This is a genomic window from Bacillus sp. SIMBA_008, assembly GCF_046535495.1.
GTDB classification, from domain to species: Bacteria; Bacillota; Bacilli; order Bacillales; family Bacillaceae; genus Bacillus; species Bacillus subtilis.
Window position 1 is genome coordinate 1 of sequence record NZ_JAWRWL010000751.1, and the last position, 258, is coordinate 258.

Below are 258 nucleotides of genomic sequence, written 5' to 3' on the forward strand. Positions count from 1 at the left end.
CTTTAATGCGGCATGCCCATCTTCCTTTGTCATACCTTCTCTCAGCATCTTATGAAGTAATTTTGTAGGACGTATCCCTGTGAGAATCCCCCACTTTTGCGTCATTCCTGTGTGCTCCTGAAGCAGATGTAAATAAACAGACAGCACTGTGTTTTTAATTTGCTTCCAGCGCTCCTTGTCGTTCAATCCCTTTGGGACGTCTCGCGAAAAACGACTAGTGATGTCTGTTCCAGCGATGTGACCAGATGCCTCCACCGT

General features: G+C 46.5%; 1 pseudogene. It reads right to left on the reverse strand.

The features are described from left to right. A pseudogene (locus tag SB658_RS25285) lies at positions 1-258 on the reverse strand (coproporphyrinogen III oxidase); the annotation flags it as partial.